We start from the raw sequence: 15,757 nt of genomic DNA on the forward strand, positions 1-15,757 counted from the left end.
TGATCCCTTGAAGGAAACACAAAAATGAAAAAAGCTTTGAAGCTTGGTCTGTCCGCGATCTCTTTCGCCTCGCTGCTCGCGCTTGCCGCCTGCGGTGGGGGCGGCGGCGGCGACGGAGCACCGGCCGGTACCCCGGCCACGACGCCGCCCCCCGCCCCCACGCCAACGATCACAGTGCAAGGTTCAGCGCCGACGGTGAGCGCGGACCCGCTGGCAGTGGTGTTCGTTCCCCAAACGGAAACGTCCACTCGGTCTGTCCTGCAATCGATCGCGTCCAACGCGTTCCCCGCACAGTTCCAGAAGGCACCGAATGACGGCGCTTATACCCAACTTGGCATCGACGCGAACAGCCTCATTACGCTCAATGGTGGCACCGTAGCTGACGTGGCCGGCAATGGGGAATTCGCCATCGGACGCTGGACGAACGGCTCGAATAGCATCGGAAGTATCAGTGCGAATCAAGGCGCTCACTACGCCGTTGGCAAGCCGCTGGCCCTCCAGCGAGTCCTCGGTCCAAGCCAAACGTTGGCTTGCACGATACTTGCGAGCACTAGCCCGACCGCCGTGTCTGGTAACTTCACTCCCGGAAAGGTGAACAGCGCCTCTGCCGTGATTGATCTGAACGGCCCTGGTCTTACAACCATTTCGCTTGACGTGGCAATTGGATCAGACAGCCACGCCACCGCAACTGTCAGCGGCACGACCCTGAATGGGGTAACGCAGTCGTCTGGCGTCCTTCATCATGTACAAACCATGGGATCCAGCCAATCCGCGCCTCTGCTAGCTTTTGGCTACGCAATGCCTACACCGACCAGCGGCGATGTCACGGGGGTCGTCATCCTGAAGTGCCAATAATGGCGCTAACGAAGTAAAGAGGCCAGGCCTGGCCTCTTTACTTTTGTTCAGCCGCCGCCATCGTTGCACGACCCTCCCGACGGCGAAAACATGTCTTTGCTTGTGCCATTTCCATAGACAACCCGCCACCACAAGCCAAAATCGCTGTTGTAGCAGTTGCTCACAAACTGGATATCAACAACCCCCGCGGCTCCTGCAGCATTACGCCAGACCCCATTCTGGCAGGAAAGGATCCTCCCATTCGGATCGCTGCGTATGGCCCCTTGCGGATCGCCACAGCCCCAACCTTCCCACACTTGCTGGCCGCCGCCGCTGGATGGGACAACAGCTCCGGCTGCATATAAGTAGCCTGAGGAAACTACTGAGCCGCCGGAGGTCACGTTTCCAGTAGCCGAAACTTGATTACCGGACAACCAGCCCGCTGCTGCCACATTTCCGCTCGACTGCACGTAGTTGCCGTAGACACCATTCCCTGATACGTTGGCGTTCGCCCGCAGGTCCCCATTCGATTGCACATAGTTACCATACACGCCATTGGCAGAAACATTGGCTCCCGCCACGACATTTCCGCTCGCGGTAACCGCCCCTCCAGCTCCCACGTTGCCTGCTGCGGATACAGAACCGTTCGACTGGAAGTTCCCCACCCGATTCATCGCCTGGTTGTTGGCATCCATCGGGCCGGTCAGGTTCAGCGAGCCATCGCGCTTGTAGAACTGATTCATGCTTTGCGCGAGCAGCGAGGTATTGCCAACGCGCATCATCAGCACACCGGCCTGGTTGCCAGGAAGCGGATTCGGCGCAGACCAACTTGCTGCCATGCCGGTAATGACGCCCGGACTTTCGGCATAGGAAACCCCAGAATCGACGCCCGCGGTGACAATCGCGCCGCTCAGCTGGTCGGTACGCACGCTGCCCGACGAATCCCGGTAGGCCGTCGTGGAGTACATGACCCCAGGGATCGTGCAGTTGGTCAGCCCTGCGCTGCAATTGGTCGGCGTCAGATCCACCTTGAATGACAACCCAAGCGGGCTCACATCGCTAAATCCGATCGGCAGCAGCTGCAGGTTAATCAGATCCTGGATGGTCGGATGCAGTGGGCTCGCTACGGGCGCCGTCACACTCCCCGCCGTGATCACTGTCGGGCCGGCAGGGCTGGCCGCGAGCACCGTCATGTTGTCGAACACATAGGTGTTGACCGCGCTGGCTACGTTGGCCATGTACTGGCCCGTGCCCATCGCCAGCGCATCATCAACCAAGCTGGTGGTGTTGTGGATCATTACCGCCATCCCGGCGGCGGCGATTGTGAGTTGGAATGCAGCTTCCGTCAGGAACATGGCGACCTCCACATAGGGAAACGCCCAGCCAGAGGCCGGGCGCGGGTTGTACTGGAACTTTGCCTCAAATCAGGCTGCTACCGATCAGCGAAAGCTCACGAATTTGCTATCTCTTTTGAAGGCAGCGGCCACTATGAGGTCATCGGCGCCCGGCCGGGGGCCAGCATCAGGCGATGTACAGGTCAATCGTGTTGCTGCCACCCGAACAGGAAACCTTGGTCGGATCGACAGAGCCGCCAACGGCTTTGATAGTGGTGCCGTTGACGACGATCTTGCCGGCGCTTCCCTGGTACGAGGCAACGATAGAGATGCAGGCGGCGTCAGGCTGCTGCGGAACCGTCCATTGAATCGAGTCGTTGGCGCTCAGCAACTGGCCTGGCGCCACCGTCAACGTGCCACCGCCCGGCTGCAGGAGCACCGTCGTGCCGGACACCGTCATGGTCGTCAGATCTTTGAACACGCCGTTACTAATGAGCGCCCCGATGCTCACCTTGTTGTACTGGCCGCGATAGCTCGTCTTCACCTTTCCAACCACGCCGTTTAGCTCCGTTGTCAGTTGCTGCACTTGCGAGTCAGTCTGGTTGCGCGAGAACAGCACCAGAATCGCCACCAGCGCGATACCGGCCAGCAGCAGGTAGAAGCCGTATTCGTCCAGCACGCCCCCGCCCCACTGCCTGCGTGTGCGGCGGTTGCGCTGGCCGGCCGGCGCGGTCTTGGGATTCATCAGGGCTGGCTGGCCAGCGGTGGCGGGCGCGGCGTGCAGGGCGGCTTGATCGGCGGTCAGGGTCTTGGTTGCTTCGGTCATTACAGGTTCTCCAGGAAGTATCGTAGTAATAAGGGGTTGTCAGGGCTGGGTGGAATGGACGTCAGGGTTGCGTAGACGGTGCCGCCTGCCGCTTGCCGGCCATGCCAGCCAGTTGCGTGCGCACCTTCATTTCCTGAGCCATGAAGGCAGGCATGAAGGCCAGGCCGGTGATCAGGATGATGAGTACGATCGTCGCGCGACGATTGAACTGCGCGGCGCGCTGTAGCATCAGCTTGGGCGTCGTCACCAGCAGGTCATCGGCGACCGTATGCAGCATCTTGGAGAGGTCGCTCTCGTACTCTGCGATGTCCTGAATCCGGTAGCTCGTGTCGCGGTCAAAGAGGCCCGTGTCGAATACCTTGCCGCCCTCGTTGGGGTTGTATTCGAGGTTTAACTCCATGCGCTCGATGTGGTGCGACAGGTACGGGTAGGCGTTGGCACGCATCAGCGTGAGGCCGTCCGACAGGCTGCGCAGGTCACCCCCGAAGCGCTTCGTGACGGCCGAGAGCCCCGCCAGGAACTGGGCACTTTGGAAGCGACGGAAGAAGTCGAACACCAACACTTTCCGATCCAGCCAAGCGCGATGGCGGCCGACATAGCTCTTGAGCGCCCGCAACACCCACACGCAAGCTCCGACTTCGAGGAGGACGACCAGCCAGCCCCAGTGCCGCAGGAAGGTCGTGGTGTTGTGGAAGGTCTTGCCGATCGGCCCGTATTGGCTCACGTCCAGCATGCTGCGGAACGACTCATCGACCTTGGGCCCAACGAGGAAGGCCATGGCCGCCAGATACGCGTGCAGGATGACCAATGTCATCACGACGCCCGCGAGGGTCAGTGCGATCCCCGCCCGCGCCTCGCCAAGTGCGGTCAGGTTGCGTGCCAGCGTTTCCAGGCCTTCACGAATGTCGCCGCCGTCTTCGGCCACGGCCAGGATCGGGATGTCCTCATCCGGCACCGTGCCACGGAAGATCTCGGTCAGGCGCGAGCGCTGCATCTGACCGTCGATGCCCTCGGAGCGTGAGAGCCAGTGCGCGGCCAGGATTCCCAATGGCTCGCTGGCGCGGCGTGCCGCGTCCTTGGCAAAATGATTCGCGATTGGCTCGCCAGGCATGTGCTGGATGCGCTTGGCGAGGTCGTAGTAATACGTGGCCCGCATCCCGCGGAACCGGTACTTGGCCCAAAAGAGCTTGTCGGCAAACACGCGGTCGCCGGCGTGCAGGACGGGCGTGCCGACCTTGCGCGAGAACACGCCGACGAAGCGTTTGATCAAGTTCTGCATCATGCGTGAATTCCCTTTGCGTTGGTAGCACGCGCCAGCTCACGCTGGCGCCGGGCCTCGTAGGCGTCCAGCGACGTGAGCTTCTCTGCCTCGCGCGGATCGACGATGCCGGCGAACACCTTGTACATGGCGACCTCGAACACGGTCTTGCCGGTGCTGTCGGGCGCGTCGAAGCCCAACTTGCGTTTGCTGCGCTGGTAGGCGGCCAACTCGATGTTCTTGGCGTCGCGCATATAGCTCAGATCCAGCTCGTCGGGCTCGAACATCTCGGCCACCACCGTGCGACCGCGTGCCCCGTTCAGATCCGGCAGGTTGGGTCGGCGGCACAGGTCGCAGCCTTGCGGGTTACGCAGCCGGATGCCTTCCACGTCGAACCGGAAGAGCCGCTCGATTTGCCTGAGCTTGTCGGCGCCAAGCACGCGCTTCATGTCCGCGCCGCACAGTCCGCAGGTGCAGGTCTTGGGCAGCAGCGCCTGGTAGACGTAGAGGTTCACGAAGCCGGGCGTGGCCAGCACGCTGCGCGGGATGCGCAATTCGCCGTCCGAGAGCCGGTCTGGCGCCGTGAGCGCGCTGGGTGCGTGCACGGTGGTCAGGGCCCGCAGGCCGGCGCCGGCCACGTCGCGGAATAGCCCCGCCGATTCTTGGTCGCGCAACTCGCCGACCATCACGAAATGCGGGTTCATCCGCTTGATTTGGCGCTTGGCGGCAATGAACGGATCCTCGTCGCGGTTGGCCCCGTCCAGCGTGCGCGACACAGAGAAGTGATGCGTGCCTTCGGCCAGCAGCTCCACCGGATCCTCGATCGCCATCTTGTTCATCCACGCCGGCAGGCGCTGCATGATCGCGTGCGCGGTGGTGGTCTTGCCCGAGCCGACGACGCCAACCAGCACGGTGCCGCCGCCCAGTTGCATCGTGTTGCGATCCAGCAACTGTGCCTGTTGCTCGAAGTAGCCCAGGTCGTGCACGAAGTCGACGCGCTTCGTCGCCACCTCCTCCCGGTGCATCCGCATGACCGTCACGTGGCCGGTCGCGCTCTGCATCGAGGCCCAGCGAAACACCACCGGCTGGCCGTCGATCTTGGCCCGGATGCTGGTTTGCTGCGGCAGCACCCGGCTGAAGACGCCCTGCGAGCCGCCCTTGCCCTTCTGCCAGACGTGGGAGAGCGTATCCAGCATCATCCCCGTCTCCATGCGGAATTCGGGCGGCGTGACCAGATAGCCGTCGATGGCCAGGCGCACCTGCGAATAGCCGCCCTGGTCTTCGACCTCCCAGTGCAAATCAGACGCCCCCTCGCGCAGCGCGAAGCGGCCGACCGCATCGAAGTTCTGCCAAAGCGCGCTAGCCGGGCGGCGACCCGCGCCGACGTCCAGCCTGTCGCCGCCACCAGTCGGCTCGACACTGCCGCGCGAGAGCGCGACCATCACCTGTGCCGCGGCCAGGTGCATCACAGGCGTTGCCGGGTCGAAGCGAAGGCGCAACTGGCGCAGGATCTCCTCGGTCACGTCCGAGTTCGCCATGTCCAGCGTGAGGATCAGGGCGAACCGACCCCGGCCCTCGGCGCTGGCCGCGGCCTCGACGAGCACGGGGCAGATGACGTGGCGCAGCGACGGCGCCATGTCGAGCTCGTCATATAGCGTGCGCACGAACTCCGGCAGGTCGTCGACCGTCGCGATCTCGGCGGCGCAGACCTCGCTCGCCCGCGGCACCAGCGTTGGCGCAGTCCGTCCACCCGGTGCGCCGGGCGTCCCCGGCACGAAGGCTGCCGCGCCGCCTGTCAGGACCGTGACACCGGAGCCGCCGCTGGAGAAGCCGTCGGCTTTCTCGCGTTTGCTGAAGAGTCCCATGGCCGCGCTCAGCGTTGCGCCATCGTGGCTGAAGGCGATGCAGAAGCCGTCGGCGCACCCATTGGCGAAAGCGGGGAAGGCGGCAGGCTGGGCAGCGGCATGGGCACCGGGGCGGCGCCCGGCACCGGGCCCATCGACGGCAACGGGAAGAACGGCGGCGTGCTTTGCGCCGAAGCTGCGCCCGGGGTCGGCAGCGGGCTGGAGCGAGCAGCCCCGGCGCCGCCCCGCTGCGGCATATCCACCAGCACCGCCGCATCCTCCTGCACAACCGGCGCAAATACACGAGCCTTGCCGCGCGCGAGTGTGGTACCGCTTTCGGTGATGGCCAACACCGTATAGCCACGCCACTTGGCGCCAACCTTGGCCGGGTATACCTGGTCGCCCCAGCGCACGTAGCTGCGCAGGGTCATCGCACCGCCCGCTCCACGCCCGTCCACGCCATAGAGGGCGATGGTCTGCGGGGCGCGCTCGACCGCGGACTTGACCGCCGCGCCAGCCGGAGCGGCCGACACCGCGGCGGGCGGCGCATTCTTGTCCAGTTCCTGCTGGAGCTTTTGCAGCGCCACTTTGGCGTCGGCATCGATCAGCTTCTGGGTGAGCGACTTGTCATCGTCGGCCAGTGCCGGGCCAGCCACCAGCAAGGCGAGTGCGGCGACAGCGGCGGCGCGGATCGGGAACGGGGTTGCACGCATGGGAGGGTCCTTAGGACCCTAGCAAAAATAACTTGAACAGTTGTCCTCGCGTCTATACGATGCGCACATGGATATCAGCGAGGCAGTCGAAGCGAAGTTTCGGGCCCTGCAGGCGCGCCTTGATGAGGCGACGTTGCGCCTATGGGCCGCCGCCGAAGCGCGCAGCCTGGGGCGTGGGGGCGTGAGTCTGGTGGCCAAAGCGATAGGCATCTCGCGCACCACGATCTATGCGGGACTGGCCGAACTCGAAGCGGCCGGTGGAGCGACGCGGGACATGACGGCCAAGCGCATTCGTGCCCCGGGAGGCGGGCGCAAGAGGCTAACTGAGCTCGATGCGAGGTTGTTGGAGCACCTGGATGCACTGGTGGAGCCGACCAGCCGGGGTGACCCGATGTCAGCACTACGATGGACGTGCAAGAGCACCACCCGTCTGGCCGAAGAGCTCAACCGGCTGGGGCATCGCGTGAGTCAGCGCACGATCTGCGATCTGCTGACGCAGACGGGCTACAGCTTGCAATCGGTGCGCAAGACACGCGAAGGCGCGCAGCACCCCGACCGCGACGCGCAGTTCCACTACATCGCCGACAAGGTGGCGCAGTATCAGCGCCAGCGTCAGCCGGTCATCTCGGTGGACACGAAAAAGAAGGAGCTGATCGGCGATTTCAAGAACGCTGGCCGCGAATGGCAGCCCAAGGGCCAACCCGAGCAGGCGCGTGTGCACGATTTCATCGACGATGAACTGGGCAAGGTTGCCCCGTATGGCGTCTATGATGTGACGGCCAACGAGGGCTGGGTCAGCGTGGGCATCAACCACGACACCGCCGAGTTCGCGGTTCAAAGCATCCGTCGCTGGTGGCTGGAGATGGGCCGTCCGTTGTATCCGAAAGCCAGGCGACTGCTGGTCACCGCCGACTGCGGTGGCAGCAACGGGTATCGTGTGCGGCTGTGGCGGGTGCAGTTGCAGCGACTGGCCGACGAACTCGGTTTCGCTGTGCAGGTGTGCCACTTTCCGCCGGGTACGAGCAAGTGGAACAAGATCGAGCATCGCCTGTTCTGCCATATCACGAACAACTGGCGCGGCCGACCGCTGTTGACGCGTCAGGTGGTAGTGAACCTCATCGGCAGCGTGAGTACCGCTGAAGGGCTGAAAGTGCGTGCGGAACTGGACGAGAACATGTACGACGCAGGTATCAAGGTCAGCGACGCCGAACTCGCTGCCGTGGCCATTGAGCGCGACGAATTTCATGGCGAGTGGAACTACCGCATCAAACCTCGAACATCTCGTCGCAAGACGTAATTGTTCAAGTTATTTTTGCTAGGATCCTTATCAGTCGCGGGCGAACGCATCGCCCTTGACCGTCAACATGAATTTCGATTGCTTGAGATCCGGCGCAGCGTCCAGATTCACCACGAGGTCGATCGCCTTGACTGTGACGTTAGGCGGGAAAGCCGCGAACTCGGTCACATTGCGCAGCGGACCGGAGATTTCCCACGGGGCCGACAGCACTGGGTGAAGGAGCGACGCCGGTCCTTCGGGGGGCACCGTGCCAAAGATCGACAGATTCTTCAGCTCCGCCTTGGTGGCCACCGGGCGCAGCGTCTGCAACTGGGAGCCGAAGCCCACCCGCAGCGCCATCGCCTTGGTCGGCTGTTCCAGCACCGCACCGAGATTGCGCGCCTCACCCACCGCCACCTGCGCACTCACTACCGCCCTGGTGTCGTTGGCCTGAAAGACCGGCGGCCCGAAGGCATCCGGCAGCGCCACCACAAAGGTCTGGTTGGTCAGGCCTTTCGCGCCCTGCCGAATCTCAAAGGTCAGGGCGCAGTTGGCCTTGGGCATCACCACATCGGCACAGTTGATGCTGGCGAGCGACCAGCCCCCGACCTGCAGCGGCACATCGTTGGCGAACCACTGCACCCAGGCGGGCAGCGCGACGCCGGCAAGCGCCACCGGCCCGGCGGCACGCGCGGTCAGATCGTCCGCATAGCGCTCAGCCGGTGTCTTCTGTGGCGGCGGCGGATGCAGACGGCGTTGGTAAGCGTCGTACTCGGCTTTGCCATACGGCCAGCCCACCGCCGCCGCAGCCGCCAGCACCGCCAGCGTCAGGACCCGCTTGCGTTGGCTCGTGGTGCGGGGCTTCTTGAGCAGCGCGGCCGGCCCGGCATGTGCCACCAGCATGTCCAGCGTGTACGGCACGTGCGTGACGTGGCGCTCGGGCGGCAGCAACGGCAACAACTCGGGCGCGTTGCCCACCAACTTGAACTCGCCGTCGCACTTGGCCGGGAAGTCCGACGCCAGCTGGGCGAGCGTCTTCTCGTCGCGCACCACCTGGTCAAAGCCAACGCGCGGGCGCCCCTTCACGATGCCGCAGACGAGATACACCGGCGCCTGTCCGGGCGCTTCCAGCCGGAACACGAAGAGCGCATTGGGCACCAGTTCCGGCACGCGGGCGATGGACGACGCACCCGAGTACAGCTTGTCCTTGATCTTCGCCTGCGCGTCGGCCCTATCCAGATAACCCATGTGCAGCGCCTGGTCGTCGTGCCAGATCCGCGTCGCCCTCACCTCGCGCGCAATGTCCGCCGCAAGAGCCGAGGGGGCATCGCTGCCCGTCAGCGTGCGCCACTGCATGCCGAAGACGAGCTTCTTGCCGTGGATGTCGAGAATCATTGCGCCTCGCCCTGGTCCTGCACCATCACGGTCGCCAGCACCAGCGTGAAGGTGCGCGACTTGCTGGCCGTGAGCGACCCGCCGAGGATGGTCGGCAGGTACTCGCCCAGGGTACGGTGGGAAAACTGCGAATCGGTCTGATCAAATGCCGTCACGATCACGGTCTGGCCGTTACGTACGATCAGGTCCTGCGCTGGGATCCCCTTCGCCACAATCTTCGGCACCTGCACAGACTGCTGATTGTTGCCCGAGCCAGAGGTAAAGGTCTCGATCGGACCATCCAGCGCCGACTGGTCAAAGGCGAGCGTGAGGTTCACGTCGTCGCGAGTGTTCGCGTCTGGGAACAGGGTGAGCTTGAAACCAACGGTGCCGGTCGAGGTGGTAATGCCGGGAATGCCACCGGTGCCACCAACCGTCGTCGAGGCTGGCGTCGTCGACGACACATAGGTGAACTGCCTGCGGTTGTTGTATTGAGCGCCGTGGCGATTGCGCAGCGCCATCGGGATCGTGACGGAGGTCGTGACCGTGCCGTACTGCTTGAGCGCGTTGACGATCGCCTGCGTGCCATTCCACCCGCCCGACGTGATCCCCAGGCCAAAGCTGCCGGCGTTGGACGACACAAGCGATGCGGGCGAGAGCGCCGTGAACGTGAAGCTCGGAATGTGCTCCAGCGCCTTGGTAAGCACCGCGTTCCAGTCCGCGCCGGCTTCACCATTGTCAGTAACCGTGAAGTCGATGGTCTGGAACTTCACGTACACCATGCGCGAGTAGATGGCAATTTGCTTGCGCACGATCTCGTCGGCCGCCTCGACCGCTTCCTTGGTGTCCTTGAGGGTCAGGATGCCGGTGGCCGGGTTGAGCTCGGCGCGGCCGACCATGGTCAGTGCAGGCTCGATGCTCTTGCGGATGCCGTCCATGTCGTCCAGCTCCTTGGCCTCAGACTTTACGGCTGCATCGATCTGCGTAGCCTGCCCGCCGCCGCCCACGTTGGCGTTACCGCTGCCCTGCGCGCTCTGCTTGAACTCGGTGGTGAAGGAACTGGTACCCGCCTTCATCGGCAACTGCCACATCTTGGTGGTGAGCCGGTAGAAGTGAATCACGCCCTTGGAGGCGTTGTACTCCCAGTTGATCCCCAGGCGCGTCGCGATCAGGTCGAGCATGTTCGCCAGCGGCATCTTCTCGCTGTTCTTGAACTCGACGTTGAGCGCCGTCTCGATCAGCGGAGTGGCCTGACTGGCGGCAGCTGGGCTGGCGCCGCCGGCAAGCAGCGCCCCCGGCAGCGGGCCATTCGTGGCGGGCGCTGGGCCCAGGCCCGTCGTAGTAAGCGGATTGGCGCTGGCGGGGCCGTTCTGGCCCTGGCTGCGCAACTGGCCCCCCGCCTGCGTCATCAGGCTGCGCGGCATCAGCAGATTGGCAGGCAGATACACGTCGGACTCGATCTTGACCGGAATACCAGTCGCCATCGTGATGCGCTGCGCAGCGACGGCCAGCGGCATCACGCGCTCGGGGAACATGACCCAGGTATCGACGTTGTTGCGCAGCGCGAGCGGCAGGGTCACGTTGCGCGCAGTCGGCACGGGCTTGCCCACCAGATACGGCTTCGCGACTTCCTGCTCGGCTTCGACGGCGGTGCGATCGCGGCGCATCTGCGCATACAGGCTCTCTGTACGGGCCATCTGTTCTGCGCGTGCGTCGGCGCCGGCCTGGCGTATGTCCCGCTGTAGCTGCGGTGACACGCAACCGGCCAGAGTCGAGCACACCAGCACCGCGCCGGCGGTCGGGCGAAAGAGTCGGTTCATTTTCATGGGATATCGGCTCACTGGCTGAGGTCGCACTTGGTGGTCAGCTTCACGACCCGAACGACGTTGTTGGAGTAAAAGCACGGCTTGATGATGTAGTCCGTCATCTCGGTGGAGGACAGCACGCGGCGCACGGCGGCCTTGAAGTCCCCATCGAACACGTCACTCCCAACGATCGGCACGTCCCTTTCCAACTCCCACGGCGCGGCGCTCCAGCCGGCGCGCGACGCCCAAGTCTCGACCAGCTGACGGAAATTACCGTCGACCGGCGACACCACCCACGTGCTTGGCGCGGTGGGCAGCGCGGCGGTGGTGGCCGGCATCGGGGCCGCGGGCGGGGCGGCGATGGACGCCGGCGTGGACGAGACAGACGCGGCCGCAATGTCCGTGGCCGGCGTCGCGATCACCGTAGCCGGCGCTGCCGTGGCAGCCTTGACACGCTTGGCATTGGCGGCGAGCAGCTGCCAGCCGGCGCCTGCCAGCGGCGCGGTCGGCTCGAAATGGCCGGTGGCATCGACGCCAAACGGCGACGCGCTGGCGGACGTGCTGGCAGGGACAGCGGCATGCGCCACGGCACACAGGGACAGCGCGCTCGCCGCGACGAGGGTCCGGCTCAACCGGGCAGGAGAAAGAGGCTGGAACATGGTGTCGTACCTTCTGGAATCGGGATGCTTGTCGTTACTTGGGCTGCGTGCTGAGCAGGCTCTGATAGATGCGGTTCGCGTACCGGATCCGCTTGTCGGGGGCACCGGCGTTGTAGCAACCCACGCCAGCCCAGGTCGCGCCCACGCGGTCAAGACACTCGCGCAGGATCCACGCGCCCACATAGGCGCTCACACACGGCTCGAAGAGCTTGGCGCGCGTGATGCCATAGCGGGCCAAGCGCGGCAAATGCACCGAGTTGATCTGCATGAGGCCGATGTCCTCAGTGCCGTTTGTGTTTCGGTTGACCTGGTCGGCGCGCATCCCCGACTCATGCCGGGCGATGGCGCGCAGCAGCACGGGGCTGAGTTGGTGGTAGGCCGCGGCGTCGTCCAGGCAATCAGCGCGGGCTTTGCCGCTCACGAACGCCGAGGCGGCCGCGCACAGCGTGAAGGCGGCGACGCCAGCGGCAAGGCGACGGATCATTGCGTCACCGCCCGTTCATAGAAGCGCACTTCCGGCACACGATCGACCTGCACCACGTTGCCATCGGCCACTACCGTCAGATGCGCCGAAATGCCGTTGAACTTGTAGTAGCGATCCTTGTGCTCGCCACTGCCGCGCCGGCTTTCATTGAAGACTGAAATGCTGCCCATCGACTTGTCGAAGCTCAAGTACGTCGCACCGTCCTTCTCGAACACACGCGAGAGACCCGCCTCGTTCTGTTGCGCAAAGAGGTAGTGAATGCCCGGCACACGGGCCACTTCCACGGCCTTGCCGTCGCCGCGCACGGTGAAGCGGTCGACGGTGGCCAGCGACAGCGTCTTGTCCTCGTCGCGCCACTCAGTGGAGAGTCGTTTGCCCTCCGCATCCTGGAACAGCAGCTCGCCTGGCTTCTGGTCGAAGCGAATCTCGATGCGGCCCGCCTTGGTGTCGCGGATCGCATTGGCGTCGAAGGCAGTGGCGAGCGTCGACGGCTCGGCGGCAATGCCAGCGGTCGGCGCTGGCGCCGCGGCGGGGGATGTGGCGGGCGAAGCGGTAGCCGATGCCAGGACGGACTTCGGCACCACTTCGGCGGCCACCGGTGCGGGCGCGGCGGCCAGCAACGAGGCGACCGGGGCATCGGCGCGTCGACGGCTATCCACCGCAAAGGCCTTCGGCGCGGTGGCGCGCAGGGCCACGTGCCGACGCTCGAAGTCCACTTCGGCGTATAGGTTGCGTAGCTCAAGGACGCGTCCAAGCGCCTGCAGCCAGTTCTCACCGGCGGCACTTTGCAGCGACACGTCTGCGGTGAGCGCGATGTCCTTCTGTGCCGAGCCCGACCAGCCGGCCGGCGCGAGCGACTTCACCATCGCGGCGAGCGGCATTGCCGACCGCCCGGCGCGCACCAGCGCAAGATCACGATGCTGGCCGATCAGGGCGATGCGCCCCGAGAAGCCGGCGAGACTCCCCGGCAGATCGCCCACCGGGTTGGCCGGCTCACTGGTGAAGCCGTTGGCGCGCTTCCAGCGGGCGACGACACTCTGGCCGTTCACGCTGTAGCGCACCACGTCCGGCACCCCATCGATGACCCAGTATGGACCGTTCTGCTGTGCGCCGTCGGCCGACACGAGCTGCCCGGCACGCGGCTGGATATAGGTAGACTGGCCGTCGTTGAAAATCAGCGCTGGGCGCTCGCCGGCGCGTGCCACTACCTGATAGTCAAAATCGAGCGGGTCGGTATCCGCCGCGACGGCAGCGCCGCTCGCCGCCAGGGCCAGCACGGAGATCAGAAGCGGCTTCATCATGGTTGAGGGGCCTTCAGTCGCTGGAAGTGGGTCATGAATCGGGCAAAGTACGGCCCGCCGCGCGCCGGATCGGCGCTGTGGTACCAGGCCACCGCCTTCATCGGTGAGCCGCTGCGTTGCAGGTTGTCCGTGAGAATCGCTTCGGCGGCGCGGATATTGGTCGCGGGGCTCAGGGCATCCCACGCCGACGCGAAGCGCTTGCCGTGGTAACACCAGTTGATCTGCATGATCCCGACGTCGAAGTCGCAGCGCTTGGCGGCCAGGAGCTGTTCGATCGCCGCGTGCGCATCCTCGCGGGTGGCGAAGAACATGCCGCGGCCGGCGACGTTGAGCGTCCACGGCCACGGACGGCCGCGATAGGCCGATTCGTTCATGGCGATGCCCATCAGGATGCGGGGATCTACCTTTTCGCTCATCTGCGCGAAGGCTTCGGTCTTGGGCGCGCAGGCCCAGCCACCACGACGCTCGACTAGAGCCACCTGTGCGCCATCGTCCAGGCGCTCCGGGCGCAGCCAGCCGTCGCGTGCCAGCAGCGCGACGAGCGGCACGGCTTGCCCTTGCCCCAGCACGACAGGGGCGTGGCCTGCTCCCATGCGCAGCGTCGCGCCAATCCACCGCGCGGACCAGCCGAGGAACGGGTCCAGACCGCAGAAGAGCACCGGCATTCCCGGCAGCGTGACAACGCGTGCACCCGCCGCGTCACGCACGACCAGCGCCGTGGGACTCACCATCGCTTCGATGGTCTGCGCGCCCGCGCCGCCCATGGCGAGTGCCAGCAAGATTGCGACAGCATGCTTAGTCCCCCGCCTAGTCACGATAGGGCTCCAGCACGATGTCGTGCTTGACCTGTACCAGTAGCTTCTGGCCGGGCTTGGTGGTGATGGTCGGACGGATGTTCTGATTGCGGTTCAGGATCGTCTGCGCGGTTTGCGCAGCGACCTGCCCCGCCGTATTGCCATAGGTGGTCAGGCCATTTGGACCGACCGTCGTGGCCGTGGCGGTGTCGTTAAAGCGCTGCTCCAGCACGCCGATGATCAACGCGCCAGCAAAGATCTTGAAGAAATGGTTGTTGACGTCGCCGCTGATGCCGGCGTAACCATTGGGGTCGGCGCCACCCATGCCCAACAGTGGTACCCACTTGCCGTTGGGCAACTGCATGCGCACGAAGGCCGCGAGGATGCGCTCCTGCCCAATGGCAATGTCGCTGCTGTACGTGCCAACCAGCGTGGCGCCGGCCGGGATCGCCTTGCAGGTGCCATTCACCGTGTCGTACACGTCGTTGGTAACGGTCGCACGGAACTCGCCCGGCTTGTCAGAATTGAGGCCACCGACGAAGGTGGCGGGAATCACGAAACCCTGGCTCACCGTACACGGGGCGAGCTTGCCGGCGAACCCGGTACGGGTAAAGCTCGTGGCCGCCGCACCGCGCAGGAATTGCGTGTCGCTCGATGTGTTGCCGCCCTCGGACCCAGCCACGCCGGGCATGCCCGCAGCGCCGCCAGCGCCACCCGGCCCGTTCATGCCTCCCACTGCGGCCAGCTGCCGGGCGCGCATCTGCGCCGGATCGACCACGCCGGAGAGATCCGGCTGGCGCTTGACGTCGCGCCGCATGGCCTTGCCGTCCGACTTGAAGATCGGTGAAGTCATGACGGTATCCATGTCGTTCGCCTGCTTCAGCTCAGCGGTGGGCGCCCCGGCTGTCGCGGGTTGCACGAAATCCTTCGCGGTCATCACCGGCGCCTTGGCCGGCTCCGGCCTGGTCGCCTCGGCCGCCTGCTGCGCCGCCTGTTTGCGCGCCTCATCCTGCTGCTGCCGAATGAGCTGATCCAGCCCGCCGTTGTCGGGCGTGCTGGTGCGCTCCTGCAGCTTCTTGGCCTTCTTCTCCTCGGCCTGCTTGGCCAGATCCGACTCCATGTTGCTCTGGTAGAAATACCCAAGCGTGCCCACCAGCACCGCCGCCACCACGCCAAGCGTGGTGACGATATTGCGCGGCACCTTGCCGCTGATCAGGCGCTCCTTGGCGTCGGATACGTCAGTCACAGACTGCTT

The 15,757-nt window shown here is 64.9% G+C and carries 14 protein-coding genes; 2 read left to right on the plus strand and 12 right to left on the minus strand.

Annotated elements, in window-relative coordinates:
- Positions 1–24 precede the first annotated feature (24 nt).
- Positions 25–855: a hypothetical protein gene (locus RS901_RS37750; protein WP_316157694.1), complete on the plus strand. Its 831-nt coding sequence runs from the start codon at positions 25–27 to the stop codon at positions 853–855.
- 47 nt (positions 856–902) lie between these two features.
- Here RS901_RS37750 and RS901_RS37755 read toward each other — a convergent pair whose 3' ends face one another.
- The 5 genes from RS901_RS37755 to RS901_RS37775 all read right to left on the minus strand — a co-directional run bounded on the left by RS901_RS37755 (position 903) and on the right by RS901_RS37775 (position 6,809).
- The gene (locus RS901_RS37755; RefSeq protein WP_316157695.1) at positions 903–2,189 is read right to left on the minus strand and encodes an adhesin; all 1,287 of its coding nucleotides are present in this window, start codon (positions 2,187–2,189) and stop codon (positions 903–905) included.
- Between the two features lie 166 nt (positions 2,190–2,355).
- Complete coding sequence (locus RS901_RS37760) at positions 2,356–2,994, minus strand: type 4 pilus major pilin (protein WP_316157696.1); 639 nt, start codon at positions 2,992–2,994, stop codon at positions 2,356–2,358.
- 61 nt (positions 2,995–3,055) lie between these two features.
- Entirely contained in the window at positions 3,056–4,276 is a 1,221-nt protein-coding gene (locus RS901_RS37765) for a pilus assembly protein TadE (protein WP_316157697.1), read from the minus strand.
- Entirely contained in the window at positions 4,273–6,117 is a 1,845-nt protein-coding gene (locus RS901_RS37770) for an ATPase, T2SS/T4P/T4SS family (protein ID WP_316157698.1), read from the minus strand. Before RS901_RS37770 ends, RS901_RS37765 begins: the two co-directional genes overlap by 4 nt.
- 8 nt (positions 6,118–6,125) lie before the next feature.
- Positions 6,126–6,809, minus strand: coding sequence for a hypothetical protein (locus tag RS901_RS37775; protein ID WP_316157699.1), 684 nt, complete (start codon positions 6,807–6,809; stop codon positions 6,126–6,128).
- Between the two features lie 67 nt (positions 6,810–6,876).
- Here RS901_RS37775 and RS901_RS37780 point away from each other — a divergent pair, with 67 nt between their 5' ends.
- A complete protein-coding gene (locus tag RS901_RS37780) occupies positions 6,877–8,106 on the plus strand; it encodes an ISAzo13 family transposase (RefSeq protein WP_316149395.1) in 1,230 nt (409 codons plus the stop codon).
- Positions 8,107–8,136: 30 nt separating this feature from the next.
- Here RS901_RS37780 and RS901_RS37785 read toward each other — a convergent pair whose 3' ends face one another.
- From RS901_RS37785 to RS901_RS37815, 7 genes are read right to left on the minus strand one after another with little or no spacing between them, the layout of a single operon-like run.
- Positions 8,137–9,480 carry an ATPase gene (locus tag RS901_RS37785; RefSeq protein ID WP_316157700.1) on the minus strand — a complete coding sequence of 448 codons (1,344 nt, stop codon included), beginning with the start codon at positions 9,478–9,480 and terminating at the stop codon, positions 8,137–8,139.
- A complete protein-coding gene (locus tag RS901_RS37790; RefSeq protein WP_316157701.1) occupies positions 9,477–11,285 on the minus strand; it encodes a protein PilN in 1,809 nt (602 codons plus the stop codon). Before RS901_RS37790 ends, RS901_RS37785 begins: the two co-directional genes overlap by 4 nt.
- A gap of 11 nt (positions 11,286–11,296) precedes the next feature.
- Positions 11,297–11,923: a toxin co-regulated pilus biosynthesis Q family protein gene (locus tag RS901_RS37795; RefSeq protein ID WP_316157702.1), complete on the minus strand. Its 627-nt coding sequence runs from the start codon at positions 11,921–11,923 to the stop codon at positions 11,297–11,299.
- Between the two features lie 34 nt (positions 11,924–11,957).
- Positions 11,958–12,407 (minus strand): lytic transglycosylase domain-containing protein, encoded by a 450-nt coding sequence (locus RS901_RS37800; protein ID WP_316157703.1) that lies wholly within the window; start codon positions 12,405–12,407, stop codon positions 11,958–11,960.
- Positions 12,404–13,708: a pilus assembly protein PilL gene (locus RS901_RS37805; protein WP_316157704.1), complete on the minus strand. Its 1,305-nt coding sequence runs from the start codon at positions 13,706–13,708 to the stop codon at positions 12,404–12,406. The genes RS901_RS37800 and RS901_RS37805 overlap by 4 nt, the downstream gene beginning before the upstream one ends.
- A complete protein-coding gene (locus RS901_RS37810; protein WP_316157852.1) occupies positions 13,705–14,472 on the minus strand; it encodes a transglycosylase SLT domain-containing protein in 768 nt (255 codons plus the stop codon). The genes RS901_RS37805 and RS901_RS37810 overlap by 4 nt, the downstream gene beginning before the upstream one ends.
- Positions 14,473–14,515: 43 nt before the next feature.
- Complete coding sequence (locus RS901_RS37815; RefSeq protein ID WP_316157705.1) at positions 14,516–15,748, minus strand: TrbI/VirB10 family protein; 1,233 nt, start codon at positions 15,746–15,748, stop codon at positions 14,516–14,518.
- Positions 15,749–15,757: the final 9 nt, after the last annotated feature.

This window comes from Cupriavidus sp. BIC8F (assembly GCF_032465815.1).
Lineage (GTDB): Bacteria > Pseudomonadota > Gammaproteobacteria > Burkholderiales > Burkholderiaceae > Cupriavidus > Cupriavidus necator.